This window comes from Maribacter luteus (assembly GCF_009674825.1).
Classification (GTDB): domain Bacteria; phylum Bacteroidota; class Bacteroidia; order Flavobacteriales; family Flavobacteriaceae; genus Maribacter_A; species Maribacter_A luteus.
Map to the genome: position 1 here is coordinate 131,600 of NZ_WKJH01000021.1, position 14,372 is coordinate 145,971.

Consider the following 14,372-nt stretch of genomic DNA (forward strand, 5'->3'; position numbering starts at 1 on the left):
TAAGAAAGGTATAGCCTATCAATATAGGCAAGTATTTTAAAACACTATGGTAATACCATCGATATGTATAGACCGACACTGATAAGGCCATGGCGCAAAAGAGCAAAAAATAATATTCCGACAAAAAAGCATCGAGGGTCAAGGCCATTTATTTCAAATTTCAAGAATTTTCAACGGGTCTATATGGTTTCATAAAAATAAAGCCCATTATAAAACACATATACATCGCTACAATCAGAACATAATGTACTTGTCTTAGCTTGAATTTTTCATAACTGGGGTAATCAAAAAATGAAATTATTGAAATTATCGGGAAAAAGATATTGAAAACCAATAGTCCCCCACCGATCCACAAGATCAAATCATGTTTTTTCCCTTTTTGGTTCCAATTCTGACGAAAATATAAATAAACGGCTATAATCAGTACAATAGACCCTATTGTTGAAGCATAAAGTTGTGGGTAGATATATACATTTTGAAAAAAAGGATTGATTAATGCGGATACAAGGTAAACCAAAGAACCATATTTTATAATAGCTTTATGTTCTTTGTTTTTCATCGTTTTCCAAAATAGAAAATAGAAATAGAAGAAAAATACCAAGTCATATACGTTGAAAATGATGTAGTTGGCATATTGGTATTTATTTTCATAGACAATCTGAAAATCTTCGAAATCCCGAATAAAGTATCCTAGTACTTCAGATACTATCGTATAAATAATGATTATAGGAAAGTACTTCACAATACTACTATAATACCGTTTGTAGCGAAGTAATGCTATGATCAATGTAACTCCATAGAGGAGAATGAAATAGTTGTCTTTTAAAAAATCGACCATGTTTAAGAGGGCTTAATTTTCGTTCCATGGCGGTGGGGCGCCCGTTCCTTTGTTCATGGTTAAACTTGTTCCTGAATAGAAAGATGTATTTAAAGCGGGGTTTGTCGTGGTATTTGTTAGGTTTGGAAGAATAGAGGCATGTGCTTTATCTTCCATGCGGTCAGTGGCGCCTATTTCCTGGTTATTTATTTCTCCGAAATTATCTGTAAGTAATATGGCTTGCTCCTCGGTTTTAGTACCTCCGATATAAAATAAATATTCCCGGTCCCCTTTTTTTAAGGTCGGTGAAAGCAACAGTGAGTTCTGTCTAGGATGTAAGACCGAATCTTTATTATCGAAAAAAGATTTGTCCGGGTAATTCGAAAAATAGAATCGCAGGCTCGAAATCTCAACGTTGGCCTTTTTCGCTTCTTGTTCTATATAGGCCAAGTATTGTTTTATGGTTTTGTAATCGTAAGAAACATAACGGGCCACATCAAACTTTTTATCCGAATTGGAGTCTATCGCTTTTGATTTTGCTTTTTTGTGCTGAAGTATTTTTGAATCGTAATGGGCCCTATCTATAGAGTCTTCGTAGTGTTGTATCAAAGGAACGCGACGATCGGTATAGCGATCGTACATTTCTTTGGCTTGGTCTACTTCTACAATTTGTTCGGGTGCCAATACGGTCGGTGGTTCCTTTTCGTCTTTTTCTTCACAACTTGAGAAGGAGAAAAGGATAATGATAAGAGTAATACATGGCGATAATAACTTTTTTATTTTGATCATAACAATGGGTTTTAAAAGTATTAATACTCCAATGGGTAATAGAATTCATAACGATTAAAGGTCTGGTGCAATCCACGGGCCGTAATATGATCCTATTTCAATAGAATCTTGAACATGTGTGTGTCACCTAAATGCGAGCTTTCTGTTCAATAAAAGACCTATGGTCAAAATACTGTACATGATTATAATTAAAATTTTCAAGATCAATGCAAAATGAAATTGGTTCCATATTTCGATTTTGGTATAACCGATAAACAATAGAAAAGGGGAAATGGCATAAAATATAATGAGTGCCATATTTATCCAAAAAACAAGATTGTACGTATTGACCACGTCTATGTTATTTTGCTTTTTTTCAATGAAATTTGTTGCAATACAATAAACCAAAACAAAAGAAGCAATGAAATAAGCATAATAAAGCATAGTGTCCATAGGGTTTTGAAAGATACAACTTATAAGGTAGGCCAATATAGCGAAAGAGGAGGCCCAAGCAATCCTTTTCTTGTTTTCGCTATTGGTAGAAAGTTTCCAATAGGCAAAATAGAAATAAGGGAAAAATACAATATCATAGAGATTATATATTATTTCATTGATGTTACTGTATTTAATATCATTGAAGAGTGAAAAATCCGGGTAGTACTTTATAAAGTAGCCAAGCAGCTCATTCAAAAAAGTGTACGCAATAATCAGTGGAAGATATTTGAAGACCGTTTCAAAATACTTCCTATATGTCTTTACGGAAATCATTAAGGCAATTCCGTAAACAATGAGGAAATAACTACGATGAAATAAATCCAACAACAATTGAGACATAATTTAAAACTCTGACTTAGGAGGCGGGCCACCGTTTCCGCGATTCAATACCAGGCTCGTACCTGCCAATAAACTGGAATTAAGGGTAAAACTAGGAATCATGCTTGCATGGGATTTTATATTTGGGTTCAAAGAATTGGCGCCCATTTCCATTTTATTGTTTTGTTTCCAATCACTAATTAATTTGGCCTTACCGTCTTCACCAATATAAAATCCGTGATTCTCTCCGTTTTTATCCAAGGTTGGAACCATAAAAATGGAGTTCTGTCTGGGATGAACCACTTTTTTTCCATCTGCAAATTTCCCTTCATTCGGATAATTGGCAAAATATAGGCGAAGTTTGGTTACTTCTTTCACTCCGGCTTTTGAGGCTTCATGGTCTACATAAGCAATGTAGTTTTTAATCGTTTGGTAATCGAAATCAACGAACCTTGCCGGTATAAATTCCTTTTCAGGGGCTCTCTGTTCCAGCTCATAATTCTCAATTACCGAAATTCTATGTTTGGTATAGTTGTTATAAATAGAACTTGCCTCATTTAATGAGATTATGTCCTTAGGAGCTTTTACCTCTTTGTTGATAGGGTCTTTTTCTTGCTTTGGTTTCTTTTTTTCATTACAGCTTGCAAGGGTAAACAGCAATGCCGAAAGTGCAAGAATTCGCATCTGATACTTGTAGATAATAATCATATGTAGAAGGTTTAGGTTGTAAAATGTCCATGCAAAAAGGTTGGGGGAGAACGAATTTTGCTTTATAAAGATATTAAAATTAAACTAACGTCAACATGCCGTACTTTCTCTTTTGATGCACGGGATTTGTTGCTGGGATGTATTCATAAAAAAAATCCCATTGGCAAACGGCCAATGGGATTTTAAACGTATTGTGTTTTTTTTGATGGACTATTGGTTCATCGTCATTAAGAACTCTTCATTGTTCTTGGTCTGTTTAATGCGCTGTTCTATGAATTCCATGGCTTCTATAGGGTTCATATCCGCAAGGTATTTACGCAAGATCCACATACGTTGAATCGTGCTTTCGTCCAATAGTAGGTCATCCCTACGGGTACTGGATGATGTAAGGTCGATTGCAGGGAATATTCTTCGGTTACTGATTTTACGATCTAACTGAAGCTCCATGTTACCGGTACCTTTGAATTCCTCGAAAATAACCTCGTCCATTTTTGAACCTGTATCCGTCAAGGCCGTAGCAATGATAGATAAAGAACCACCGCCTTCAATATTACGGGCAGCTCCAAAGAAACGTTTTGGTTTATGAAGTGCATTGGCGTCTACACCACCACTCAATACCTTACCGGAAGCAGGTTGTACCGTATTGTACGCCCTTGCCAATCTGGTAATTGAGTCCAATAGGATAACAACATCATGGCCACATTCAACCAAACGTTTGGCTTTTTCCAAAACAATGTTCGCTACTCGTACGTGTTCCGTTGCCTCTTTATCAAAGGTGGAAGCGATTACTTCTCCCTGGACGTTACGTTGCATATCGGTTACCTCTTCAGGTCTTTCATCAATTAGCAAAACGATCAAGTAAACTTCTGGGTGGTTTGCGGCAATAGCGTTGGCCACATCTTTCAAAAGCATCGTCTTACCTGTTTTGGGCTGGGAGACGATCATACCTCTTTGTCCTTTCCCGATTGGGGAGAACAAATCGATGATTCGTGTAGAAATACTACTCTGGCGATCAGACAGATTAAATTTTTCATCCGGGAACAAAGGGGTCAAATGTTCAAAAGATACACGGTCGCGTACAACTTGTGGATCAATACCATTGATTTTGTTCACCTTTATCAGTGGAAAGTATTTTTCACCTTCTTTGGGCGGACGTACATTTCCTAAAACCGTATCCCCGGTTTTAAGGCCGAACAATCTAATTTGTGATTGTGATACATAAATGTCATCAGGGGATGATAGGTAATTGTAATCTGAAGAACGTAAGAAGCCATAGCCGTCTTGCATAATGTCAAGGACTCCCTCGCTGGCAATGATGCTGTCAAATTCAAATTCGGGCTCTTTGTACCTGTTCTTTAAATCTTTATCAAAATTGCTGTTGCGTTTGTCCTGTCCACCTTTTTGATGGGGAGGCTTTTTCGTATTTTGGTTTTTATGTTGTTGAGGACCTTTTTTGGTATTTTGGCCAGTATTGGGCCTTGGGTTGGGTCTTTTGTTTTCGGGCTGCGGTTTTTTAGAAATGGTTTCATTGGCTTCCACGGCCTCAGGAGCCTTGTTGGCCTCTGGTTTAGTGTTTTCCGATTGGGCCCCTTCCGTTTTTTTGACCGCTGCGACACGGGATCTTTTTGGTCTTTCGGCTGGTTTGCGTGCAACTGGTTTTTTCTCTACAGCATTACTTTCGGTAGGAACTGAAGCAATTCCTTCGGCAGCCTTTGGATTTGCGGCTTGCACATCCAAAATTTGATAAACAAGGTCCAATTTTTTCAAGGATTTGAACTTAGGTACTTTCAATCCTTTTGCTATTTCCTGGAGTTCAGGAAGCTTTTTCGATTTTAAATCTGAAATCTCAAACATTAAGTGTGATATAAATTATACGTCTTTAGACAATTAAGAAGTGTATTGTTATTTGGGTTTACAAGGGGAAGAATCCCCGTTTTGGTAAGTGATATAACGAATAACGAAACAATATTACAAATTATTTTCATTAATACAGGGATATTTTTCAAAAGACATGTATTTTTGCTCTTCAAAATCGTTTTTAGAGCAATGATTCAAAGAATTCAGACCATTTATCTAGTCCTTGTCGCCTTATTGGGTGGTGTGGCTCCTTTTTTGGTTTATCTTTGGTTAGATGCCAATGGCAAGGAATTTTTTGCCCAAAACGACATTATGGTCTCCGTGGCTTTATATTTGACGGGGGCATTGGCTTTGGTAGCCATTTTTTTATATAAGAAGAGACAAAATCAATTTGTGTTGAACAGGTTGAATATGATATTAAATCTTTTTTTACTAGGATTTTTCGTTTACCGATCGCTAAACTTATCCGGAGAGACCTTGGTTTCTGAGAAGGGTATTGGGATGTTGATTCCTGTATTTTCTATCGTTTTTTTGGTCCTTGCCAATAGGGCTATTAAGAAGGATGAAGATCTTGTAAAATCTGTTGATCGTTTGCGTTAAGCCTAACATCTTAGTAGTATTAGTGCGTAAACCCTGATGGAAGCATCAGGGTTTTTTATTTTCCGTTATTCCGGGTTCGGGATTATTTGCGGTATTATCGTTTTTCCAGTTCTATTACCTCCAGATCCTTGATTTCTTTTCCGTCGATTACAAAGCGCAACATGGTACGTACTTGGTGAAAACCATGTTTGCCACATGCACCTGGGTTCATATGTAGAACCCCAAGTTTCTTGTCCATCATGACCTTTAAAATATGAGAATGGCCGCTTATGAAAATTTTTGGCGGATTCGCTTTTATTTCTTTTGATACCAAGCTGTTGTATTTGGGGGGGTAGCCTCCGATATGGGTGATCCAAACATCAACTTCCTCGCACATGAAACGTTGGTGCAAAGGGAATTCCTTTTGAATTATATGGTCATCTATATTCCCATGAACCCCTCTCAAAGGCTTCAATGCCGCAATTGGATCGGTAACTTTTAAACTACCGATATCCCCCGCATGCCATACTTCATCAGCTTGCCGCACATATTTTAAAATGGCATCATCAATATGGCTATGGGTGTCGGAAAGCAAAAGTATTTTGGTCATAAAACTTAAATTAAGCTTAAAAATATGGGATTAGGAACTCTTTTTAGAAGGAACGAAGTATCTTTGGACTCCACAAAAATAGGCGATTCACTTGAGATATTTCATCGTTTTTTCATACTTCGGAAAGTCGTACCATGGTTGGCAAAACCAACCTAATGCCATTACGGTACAAGAAGTTTTTGAAGAAGCGATGTCTAAATTGTTGCGTGAAAAAATAGCTTTGGTCGGTGCCGGTAGAACGGATGCCGGGGTGCATGCCAAACAAATGTATGCCCATTTTGATTTTGATGGGGAAGTGGACAGTGATGTATTGGTTTATCGATTGAATGCCTTTTTGCCGGAGGATATCGCTGTTTCCAAATTGTTTCCAGTAGAAAAAAATGCCCATGCCAGGTTTGATGCCATTGAACGCACCTATGAATATTGGATCGTTCAACAAAAAGACCCTTTTCATATGCATTCGGCCCATTATGTAAAACATCCTTTGGATGTCAATGCAATGAACCAAGCGGCCAAATTATTATTGGACCATGATGATTTTGAGTGTTTTTCAAAATCGAATACCGATGTGCATACCTATTTGTGCGATGTAAAAAAAGCGGAATGGGCCGTGGAGTCCGATAAATTGGTATTTACGATAACCGCAGATCGTTTTCTTCGCAATATGGTTAGGGCCGTAGTGGGAACGCTTCTTGATGTAGGTATCGGGAAAACTGGTTTGGGGCATGTGAATGAAGTTTTAAACGGTAAGGACAGGTCAAAGGCAGGGGCTTCAGTGCCTGCAAAAGGATTATATTTGACCAAGATTATATACCCAGAGCCATACGAAAAAATATGAGTAAAGAATCAGGAAAAGCATTTGATACCGGTTTGTTCAAGCGTTTAATGACGTTTACGAAACCTTATAGGCTAACCTTTTATGGGGTAGCACTTTCCGCTATTTTACTTTCTGTTTTTGCGGTAATGACCCCTTATTTATTACGAATGTTGATCGATGAGGCCATTATTCCTGCCAAGGCCGACAAATTACTTAATCTGTCGGTGATCATGTTATTGGTGTTGCTAGCGCAGGTTACTTTTCAATTGCTCTTTAATTACTATGCGAATTGGTTAGGGGAATCCGTGATCAAGGATGTTCGTATTCGTTTGTTTCGACATATGTTGGGATTTAAAATGACTTATTTTGACAACTCCTCACTAGGGGTATTGGTCACAAGGGCAGTGGCTGATATGCAGCGTATAGGGGAGATCTTCAGCCAAGGTTTTTTCGTTATCATTGCCGATTTGTTGAAAATGCTGGCCGCTGCCGCATTGATGGTTTATTTGAACTGGAAATTGGCCTTGATCGTTTTTTCGTTATTACCGGTCATTCTTTATGCCACGCGATTGTTTCAAAAGGCAATGAAGGTAGCATTTATTGAAGTAAGGGCGCAGGTGGCTAACCTGAATTCTTTTGTACAGGAAAGGATCGCGGGAATGAAAATCGTACAATTGTTTACGCGGGAAAAGATTGAGAGTGATAAATTTCGGGAAATCAACGAAAAGCATAAGCAGGCCTGGTTGAAAACGGTTTGGTACAACTCCATATTCTTTCCCATTGCAGAAATCGTAGGTTCTTTGGCCATTGGTTTGGTCGTTTGGTATGGCGGACTCATGAACGTCGCAAATATTTCGGATAGTGAAGCGGGTACTATATTTGCTTATATTCTTTGTATTGAGATGCTTTTTAGGCCATTACGGCAAATTGCGGATAAGTTCAATACCTTACAAATGGGAATGGTAGCGGCCAATAGGGTATTTTTGATTTTGGACACTGATAGTAAAATGGATGATTCCGGAACGTATGGAGATACCCAAGTTAGGGGAGATATTAAGTTTACCGATGTTCATTTCGGTTATCTAAAAGGAGAGGAAGTGCTTCATGGTATTTCATTCGATGCCAAGGCAGGTGAGACCATTGCCATAGTTGGTGCAACAGGAGCCGGTAAATCAACCATCATAAATTTATTGAACCGCTTTTACGAGATCAATTCGGGACAGATATTGATTGATGGTATTGATAGTAAGGATTATAAATTGGCAGCACTACGTTCACATATTGCCGTTGTACTGCAAGATGTTTTTCTTTTTGCCGATACCATCGTAAACAATATCACCTTGAAAAATGAAAATGTTGGCCTAAAGGATGTTGAGGAGGCGGCCATTCAGATAGGTGTACATGAGTTTATTGAAAGTCTACCGGGTGGATATGAATTCAATGTAAAGGAAAGGGGCTCCATGTTATCCAGTGGGCAACGTCAATTGATAGCCTTTCTAAGGGCATTTGTGAGTAATCCCAGTATCTTGATCTTGGACGAGGCAACATCATCTGTCGATAGTTACTCCGAACGCTTGATCCAGCGTGCCACCGATAAGATTACCGAGGGTAGAACATCCATAATTATCGCCCATCGTTTGGCGACCATTAAAAAGGCCGATAAGATCTTGGTCATGGAAGCCGGTAAAATCGTTGAGTCCGGCACCCATAATGAACTGCTTAAGAAAGGCGGCTATTATAACAAGCTGTATGAAGCCCAGTTTATGGAAGAGGAAGCGGCTTAGGTCAGGTCTTCCTTTATCATATTGCCCAATTCGGCAATATCATTAAAAAGGGCGAATTCCCCATTTTTGATATAGGAAATGTTTCCTGTTTCCTCACTGACCACAAGTGCGAGGGCATCCGTTCTTTCTGTTATTCCTACGGCGGCCCTATGGCGAAGCCCGAACCGTAAAGGAATACTGCGTTCGTTCGATACGGGAAGTATGACACGGGTAGCTACAATATAATTATCTTCGATAACGGCGGCACCATCATGTAAGGGACTGTTTTTAAAGAAAATACTTCGTAATAGGGGTTGGTTTACCTCTGCGTGCATCGTGTCCCCAGATGACTTTATGAAATCGAGCGAATTGTTCCGTTTTATAACGATAATGGCACCGGTCTTGGACCGCCCCATGATCTCACATGCTTCCAGGATGGCGTTTATATCGGTACTGGTCGTATCTCCGTCAGGTTTTAAAAAACGAAAGCGACGTATAAAGTTTCGTTTGTTGGCAAAATTCGTTGACCCGATCATAAGAAGGAATTTTCGGATCTCTTGTTGAAAAACGATGATAAGTGCTATAAGACCCACTTGCATAAAGCCGCCGACCATACTACTGATCATTTCCATATCCAGCAATTCGGTGAGTTTCCAAAAACCCCAAATAATAACGATACCTATGAAAATATTTATGGCTACAGAACCCCGAACGAGTTTGTAGATATAATAAAGAAGTACGGCGACTAAGATAATGTCGAGAATATCGGTAATCTTAAAGTCGAGAAAATTCAAAAAATCCAATCCTAGCCTTTTTTGTAAAATTAGCAAAATTTGACGAACAAAAATCCTTTCAAGGGTTTAGTTCAGTTGTTCGTTCAATTTAACACACTCCACAGCCGCTGCCACATCGTGCACCCTAAGTATTTGAGCCCCTTTTTGCAGGGCAACCATATGTAGTGCTGTTGTGCCGTTCAAGGCTTCTTGTGGTGTGTTTGCAAGTACTTTGTATATCATCGATTTTCTACTGAGCCCAACCAAGAGGGGTAGTTCCAATATCCGTAAGAGGTCCATTTTTTTTAACAGGTCGTAATTCTGCTCCAGCGTTTTGCTGAATCCGAATCCTGGATCAATGATGACATCGTTGATGTGGAATTCCCTCGCCTTGGCGATCCGTTCTGAAAAATACGATAACATTTCCTTTACCAAATTCACGTAATCGGTATGCCGTTGCATGTTTTGGGGCGTACCTTTCATATGCATCATAATGTAGGGGGCTCCATGTTCTGCCACTGTTTGGAACATTTTACCATCTAATTGGCCTGCTGAAATATCATTGATAATAGCTGCGCCTTCACCTAAACAGTTTTTTGCGACTTCACTGCGGAAGGTGTCAACGGATACTATGATATCAGGAAAGGTCTTCGTTACCTTTTGTATTATGGGGACGATCCTTGACAATTCTTCTTCCAAGGGTACTGCATCTGCTCCCGGTCTGGAGCTATATGCGCCAATATCTATAAAAGTAGCTCCCTCGTTCAGCATTTTTTCGACCTGGCCCAAAATTTCCTTTTCATTCCTGTATTTTCCCCCATCATAAAATGAATCGGGTGTAAGGTTAAGTATGCCCATTATTTTAGGTGTGGATAAATCTATAAGCTTTCCATTGCAATTCAAGGTCATACTACAAAGATTAGTGGCAAAGTTGCCGCTATAAAGTTTGATAAACCAACTTTAAAACACGAACTTTGATGTTTCAAATATTTTAGGCGAAATTTACGCAAATTAGTGATACTACATGCAGCAAACTTCCGAACAATACGACGCCGTAATAAAGATATGTAGGGATTTATTCCAGAAAAAGATGAAAGATTACGGCAGTGCTTGGCGTATTCTTAGATTACCTTCCTTGACCGATCAGATTTTCATAAAGGCACAACGTATTCGTGGGCTTCAGGAAAATGAAGTGCGAAAGGTTGACGAGGATGAGCGTTCCGAGTTTGTCGGAATCATCAACTATTCGATCATGGCCTTGATCCAGTTGGAAAAAGGTGTTGTGGACCAGCCCGATTTATCCGAGAAGGAAGCTGTGGAGTTGTACGATAAGCATACAAAAATTACTAAATCCTTGATGGAAGATAAGAATCACGACTACGGGGAGGCTTGGCGAGATATGCGTGTAAGTTCCTTGACCGATCTTATCCTTCAAAAACTTTTACGTGTTAAACAGATCGAGGATAACAAAGGGGCAACCTTGGTCAGTGAAGGTATCGATGCCAATTATCAGGACATGGTAAATTATGCCGTTTTCGCCATGATTCATTTAAAAGAAGGTTCAAAATGAAATATTTAGTTGGTTTTAGTAGATTGTTCGTCGGGTTTTTATTCATTTTCAGTGGTTTTGTAAAACTCAACGACCCTGTAGGTTTTACCTTTAAATTGGAGGAATATTTTAGTGAGGCCGTTCTTAACCTCACTTTTTTATTGCCCTATGCCCTTGGTTTCGCACTTCTTGTTGTGGTCTTGGAAATCTTATTGGGCGTAATGTTATTGTTGGGGTTCAGGATTAGGTTTACTTTATGGAGTTTGTTTTTGATGATCGTATTTTTCGGGTTTTTAACCTTCTATTCGGCGTATTTCAATAAAGTGACCGATTGTGGTTGTTTTGGCGATGCCGTGAACTTGTCACCATGGGGTTCGTTTACAAAGGATATGGTGCTCTTGGTCTTCATCGTTATATTGATTCTAGGGAAAAGATTTATAAAACCCATTTTCGGGCCCAATTCGAGAAGGGTCATTACGGCTTTGGCCTTGGTGTTTTGTGTCCTGTTTGCCTACCATGTTCTGAACCATCTTCCGGTAATCGATTTTAGGCCGTATAAGATCGGCGCCAATATTCAAGAAGGTATGGTAATGCCCGAGGATGCGCAGAAACCTGTTTTTGAGTATGCTTGGAAATTCAATGTGAATGGAGAAGAAGAGGTTGTGGTCACCAATGGGGATTATCCTTCAGTTGATGGGGAGTTCATTGATGTTGAAACCACGGAAATCGTAAAAGGATATGAACCGCCCATACATGATTTCACGATAGAACAAGAAGGGGTAGATTACGCACCTGAGTTATTGGCAGAACCTAAATTGATGATGATTATTTCCTATAACTTGGATAACAGCGATTTGGAAGCGTTTACCGCACTGGCCCAGTTGATACCCAAAGCAAAGGATAAGGGTTATAAGGTAATTGGCATGTCGGCTTCAAGTCCGGAAGAAACCGCAGCCCTAATAAAAAAATATAACTTGGATACCGAGTTTTATTTTACAGATGAGACGGCATTGAAAACCGTAGTACGCTCCAATCCGGGATTACTTACTTTGGAAAAAGGAACCATTACCCAGAAAGTGCATTTTAACGATATGGACGATTTGGTATTTTAATACGGATATAGATACATGACAGCAACAACGATAAGAAAGAAAATAAACAAACTGTACGTGCTTTTGGCCCTGTTTTCGTTTATGGCGATGCAGGCCCAGGAGCATACTTTTTCGAAGGCCGCATTGAACGATGTTTTTTTGGATTTGAAAGGGGATGAGGTCTCTTTTCAGTCCATAATAGAAGCGAATAAAGGCAAAACCGTGCTTTTGGACATTTGGGCCTCTTGGTGTAAAGATTGTGTAGTAGGTATGCCAACGGTAAAAGATTTACAAAAAGATTTTCCCGATGTTGCGGTCGTATTCATTTCCTTGGATAAGAATGAAGCAAGCTGGAAAAAGGGAATAGAAAGATTTAAAATAACGGAAGGGTCACATTATTGGGCGAACGATGGATGGAAATCGGAATTGTTCCAAGATATTGATTTGGATTGGATTCCAAGATATATGGTCCTGGACGCAGAAGGTAATATTAAATTATATAAAGCCATAAAGGCAAGTGATAAAGCGATTGTAGAACAATTAAGAAACAGTAAGTCATGAGAAGTAAAATAGTAGCAGGAAACTGGAAAATGAATAAGAACATGGAAGAAACCGAAGCCCTTTTGGCAGAGGTTTCGGCGAAATTGCCGGACACTACTGCGAAGGTAATGGTAGCCCCGACTTTCGTAAATTTGGCTAGTGCCGTAAACCAGTTGGAGGATTCAACCATAGAGGTTATCGCCCAAAACATGCATTTTGCCGAAAGTGGTGCCTATACGGGTGAAATTTCAGCCGATATGTTATTGAACATCGGTATCAATACCGTTATATTGGGTCATTCAGAGCGTAGGGCCTATTTCGGGGAAACCGATGAGATCCTTGAGAAAAAAGTAAAAGCAGCCTTGGCCAAGAACATGAAAGTAATGTTCTGCTTTGGTGAGGAATTGGCCGATCGTAAATCGGACAACCATTTCAAGGTTGTTGAAAGCCAATTGAAAAATGCACTTTTTGGACTGGATGCCAGTGCTTGGAGCAGCATTATTTTGGCTTACGAACCTGTTTGGGCCATTGGTACGGGTGAAACAGCATCACCTGAGCAAGCGCAAGAAATGCATGCTTTTGTACGTAAGACCATTGCTGCGGCCTTTGATCAGAATATCGCCGATAATGTTTCCATTCTTTATGGTGGTAGTGTTAAGCCTTCCAATGCTGAGGAAATTTTCTCCAAACCAGATGTTGATGGTGGTTTGATCGGTGGTGCTGCATTGGTAGCCGATGATTTCATTGCTATCGTTAAAGCAATCTAAGTTTTTAAAAATACCATTTTATATGCCCCTTAAATTTGTTTTTAAGGGGCATTCTGTTCCTATAAATCCGTACCTATGTCAAACACCGTTTATATTGAATATAATTTTGAGATTGCCCCTTTGCAACCCACATCGGATATATTGATCGCCGAATTGGGTGCAATCGGTTTTGAGAGTTTCGTAGAGCACGAAACCGGTATCCAGGCCTATATTCAAAAAGAGGATTGGCAAGCCGATATGTTGAAAGAAGTCGGGATACTTACAAATCCGGACTTTAGTATTTCATATGGTTTCAAGGAGATAGAACAAGAAAATTGGAACGCCACTTGGGAACGCAATTTCAACCCGATTACCGTTGACAATGAATGTGAGGTACGGGCGCCGTTTCATGAAAAATCCGACGTAACGTATGATATAGTCATTGAGCCAAAGATGAGTTTCGGTACGGGCCATCATGAAACCACCCATATGATGTTGCAATTTATCCTAGCGCATGATTTCAAAGGAAAAACGGTTCTTGATATGGGCAGTGGTACAGGGGTTTTGGCCATTCTTGCCGAAATGAGGGGGGCAATGTCCGTAGATGCCATAGATATCGATAATTGGTGTTATCTGAACGCAGTGGAGAATGTGGAGCGTAATAATTGTAAGCAAATCAAAGTGTATGAGGGTGATGCCTCTTTGTTGAAAGACCAAAAGTACGATGTGATCATCGCCAATATCAATAGGAACATACTACTTGCCGATATTCCGGAATATGCAAAATGCCTGACAAAGGGAGGGCAGCTGTTTTTAAGTGGATTTTATAAGGAAGATATTCCCTTAATCTCCAAAAAGTGCAGTGAATACGGACTCAATTTTGAAAAAAATCTTCAAAAAAATAATTGGGTTGCAGTAAAATATGTACTTTAGGGAGTGTT

The 14,372-nt window shown here is 39.4% G+C and carries 16 protein-coding genes; 8 read left to right on the forward strand and 8 right to left on the reverse strand.

What is annotated here, in order from left to right; translation table 11 throughout:
- Positions 1-160 precede the first annotated feature (160 nt).
- The 5 genes from GJ691_RS12800 to rho all read right to left on the reverse strand — a co-directional run bounded on the left by GJ691_RS12800 (position 161) and on the right by rho (position 4,960).
- Positions 161-838, reverse strand: a complete 678-nt coding sequence (locus GJ691_RS12800; protein WP_154367483.1) for a hypothetical protein — start codon at positions 836-838, stop codon at positions 161-163.
- Positions 839-850: 12 nt separating this feature from the next.
- Positions 851-1,606: a hypothetical protein gene (locus tag GJ691_RS12805; RefSeq protein WP_154367485.1), complete on the reverse strand. Its 756-nt coding sequence runs from the start codon at positions 1,604-1,606 to the stop codon at positions 851-853.
- A 123-nt stretch (positions 1,607-1,729) separates the two neighbouring features.
- On the reverse strand, positions 1,730-2,419 hold the full coding sequence (locus tag GJ691_RS12810) for a hypothetical protein (RefSeq protein WP_154367487.1): 690 nt from the start codon (positions 2,417-2,419) through the stop codon (positions 1,730-1,732).
- Positions 2,420-2,422: 3 nt separating this feature from the next.
- A complete protein-coding gene (locus GJ691_RS12815; protein WP_154367489.1) occupies positions 2,423-3,106 on the reverse strand; it encodes a hypothetical protein in 684 nt (227 codons plus the stop codon).
- A gap of 210 nt (positions 3,107-3,316) precedes the next feature.
- Positions 3,317-4,960, reverse strand: a complete 1,644-nt coding sequence (gene rho, locus GJ691_RS12820; RefSeq protein ID WP_154367492.1) for a transcription termination factor Rho — start codon at positions 4,958-4,960, stop codon at positions 3,317-3,319.
- A gap of 192 nt (positions 4,961-5,152) precedes the next feature.
- Between rho and GJ691_RS12825 the strand changes: the two genes are divergently transcribed.
- Positions 5,153-5,563 carry a DUF4293 domain-containing protein gene (locus GJ691_RS12825; protein ID WP_154367494.1) on the forward strand — a complete coding sequence of 137 codons (411 nt, stop codon included), beginning with the start codon at positions 5,153-5,155 and terminating at the stop codon, positions 5,561-5,563.
- 94 nt (positions 5,564-5,657) lie between these two features.
- Here GJ691_RS12825 and GJ691_RS12830 read toward each other — a convergent pair whose 3' ends face one another.
- A complete protein-coding gene (locus GJ691_RS12830; RefSeq protein ID WP_154367496.1) occupies positions 5,658-6,152 on the reverse strand; it encodes a metallophosphoesterase family protein in 495 nt (164 codons plus the stop codon).
- Positions 6,153-6,243: 91 nt separating this feature from the next.
- Here GJ691_RS12830 and truA point away from each other — a divergent pair, with 91 nt between their 5' ends.
- A complete protein-coding gene (gene truA / locus GJ691_RS12835) occupies positions 6,244-6,990 on the forward strand; it encodes a tRNA pseudouridine(38-40) synthase TruA (RefSeq protein ID WP_154367498.1) in 747 nt (248 codons plus the stop codon).
- Positions 6,987-8,753 (forward strand): ABC transporter ATP-binding protein, encoded by a 1,767-nt coding sequence (locus GJ691_RS12840; protein WP_154367499.1) that lies wholly within the window; start codon positions 6,987-6,989, stop codon positions 8,751-8,753. The genes truA and GJ691_RS12840 overlap by 4 nt, the downstream gene beginning before the upstream one ends.
- Here GJ691_RS12840 and cdaA read toward each other — a convergent pair.
- On the reverse strand, positions 8,750-9,535 hold the full coding sequence (gene cdaA / locus GJ691_RS12845; RefSeq protein ID WP_154367501.1) for a diadenylate cyclase CdaA: 786 nt from the start codon (positions 9,533-9,535) through the stop codon (positions 8,750-8,752). The two genes, GJ691_RS12840 and cdaA, sit on opposite strands and share 4 nt — an antisense overlap.
- Before the next feature lie 57 nt (positions 9,536-9,592).
- Positions 9,593-10,414: a dihydropteroate synthase gene (gene folP / locus GJ691_RS12850; RefSeq protein ID WP_154367503.1), complete on the reverse strand. Its 822-nt coding sequence runs from the start codon at positions 10,412-10,414 to the stop codon at positions 9,593-9,595.
- Between the two features lie 115 nt (positions 10,415-10,529).
- Between folP and GJ691_RS12855 the strand changes: the two genes are divergently transcribed.
- The 5 genes from GJ691_RS12855 to prmA all read left to right on the forward strand — a co-directional run bounded on the left by GJ691_RS12855 (position 10,530) and on the right by prmA (position 14,364).
- Positions 10,530-11,075: a DUF1599 domain-containing protein gene (locus GJ691_RS12855; RefSeq protein ID WP_154367505.1), complete on the forward strand. Its 546-nt coding sequence runs from the start codon at positions 10,530-10,532 to the stop codon at positions 11,073-11,075.
- Entirely contained in the window at positions 11,072-12,166 is a 1,095-nt protein-coding gene (locus GJ691_RS12860) for a BT_3928 family protein (RefSeq protein WP_154367507.1), read from the forward strand. The genes GJ691_RS12855 and GJ691_RS12860 overlap by 4 nt, the downstream gene beginning before the upstream one ends.
- Before the next feature lie 15 nt (positions 12,167-12,181).
- Complete coding sequence (locus GJ691_RS12865) at positions 12,182-12,706, forward strand: TlpA family protein disulfide reductase (protein ID WP_154367509.1); 525 nt, start codon at positions 12,182-12,184, stop codon at positions 12,704-12,706.
- On the forward strand, positions 12,703-13,452 hold the full coding sequence (gene tpiA, locus GJ691_RS12870) for a triose-phosphate isomerase (RefSeq protein WP_154367511.1): 750 nt from the start codon (positions 12,703-12,705) through the stop codon (positions 13,450-13,452). Before GJ691_RS12865 ends, tpiA begins: the two co-directional genes overlap by 4 nt.
- Before the next feature lie 75 nt (positions 13,453-13,527).
- Positions 13,528-14,364, forward strand: a complete 837-nt coding sequence (prmA, locus tag GJ691_RS12875; protein ID WP_154367513.1) for a 50S ribosomal protein L11 methyltransferase — start codon at positions 13,528-13,530, stop codon at positions 14,362-14,364.
- Positions 14,365-14,372 lie beyond the last annotated feature (8 nt).

Bases quoted from the DNA above. Each gene is read 5' to 3' on its own strand.
- GJ691_RS12860 (WP_154367507.1), top strand. From the start codon at position 11,072: ATGAAATATTTAGTTGGTTTTAGTAGATTGTTCGTCGGGTTTTTATTC.
- GJ691_RS12830 (WP_154367496.1), bottom strand. From the start codon at position 6,152: ATGACCAAAATACTTTTGCTTTCCGACACCCATAGCCATATTGATGAT.
- GJ691_RS12805 (WP_154367485.1), bottom strand. From the start codon at position 1,606: ATGATCAAAATAAAAAAGTTATTATCGCCATGTATTACTCTTATCATT.
- GJ691_RS12855 (WP_154367505.1), top strand. From the start codon at position 10,530: ATGCAGCAAACTTCCGAACAATACGACGCCGTAATAAAGATATGTAGG.
- GJ691_RS12865 (WP_154367509.1), top strand. From the start codon at position 12,182: ATGACAGCAACAACGATAAGAAAGAAAATAAACAAACTGTACGTGCTT.
- GJ691_RS12815 (WP_154367489.1), bottom strand. From the start codon at position 3,106: ATGATTATTATCTACAAGTATCAGATGCGAATTCTTGCACTTTCGGCA.
- prmA (WP_154367513.1), top strand. From the start codon at position 13,528: ATGTCAAACACCGTTTATATTGAATATAATTTTGAGATTGCCCCTTTG.
- folP (WP_154367503.1), bottom strand. From the start codon at position 10,414: ATGACCTTGAATTGCAATGGAAAGCTTATAGATTTATCCACACCTAAA.
- GJ691_RS12825 (WP_154367494.1), top strand. From the start codon at position 5,153: ATGATTCAAAGAATTCAGACCATTTATCTAGTCCTTGTCGCCTTATTG.
- rho (WP_154367492.1), bottom strand. From the start codon at position 4,960: ATGTTTGAGATTTCAGATTTAAAATCGAAAAAGCTTCCTGAACTCCAG.
- GJ691_RS12810 (WP_154367487.1), bottom strand. From the start codon at position 2,419: ATGTCTCAATTGTTGTTGGATTTATTTCATCGTAGTTATTTCCTCATT.
- GJ691_RS12840 (WP_154367499.1), top strand. From the start codon at position 6,987: ATGAGTAAAGAATCAGGAAAAGCATTTGATACCGGTTTGTTCAAGCGT.
- tpiA (WP_154367511.1), top strand. From the start codon at position 12,703: ATGAGAAGTAAAATAGTAGCAGGAAACTGGAAAATGAATAAGAACATG.
- GJ691_RS12800 (WP_154367483.1), bottom strand. From the start codon at position 838: ATGGTCGATTTTTTAAAAGACAACTATTTCATTCTCCTCTATGGAGTT.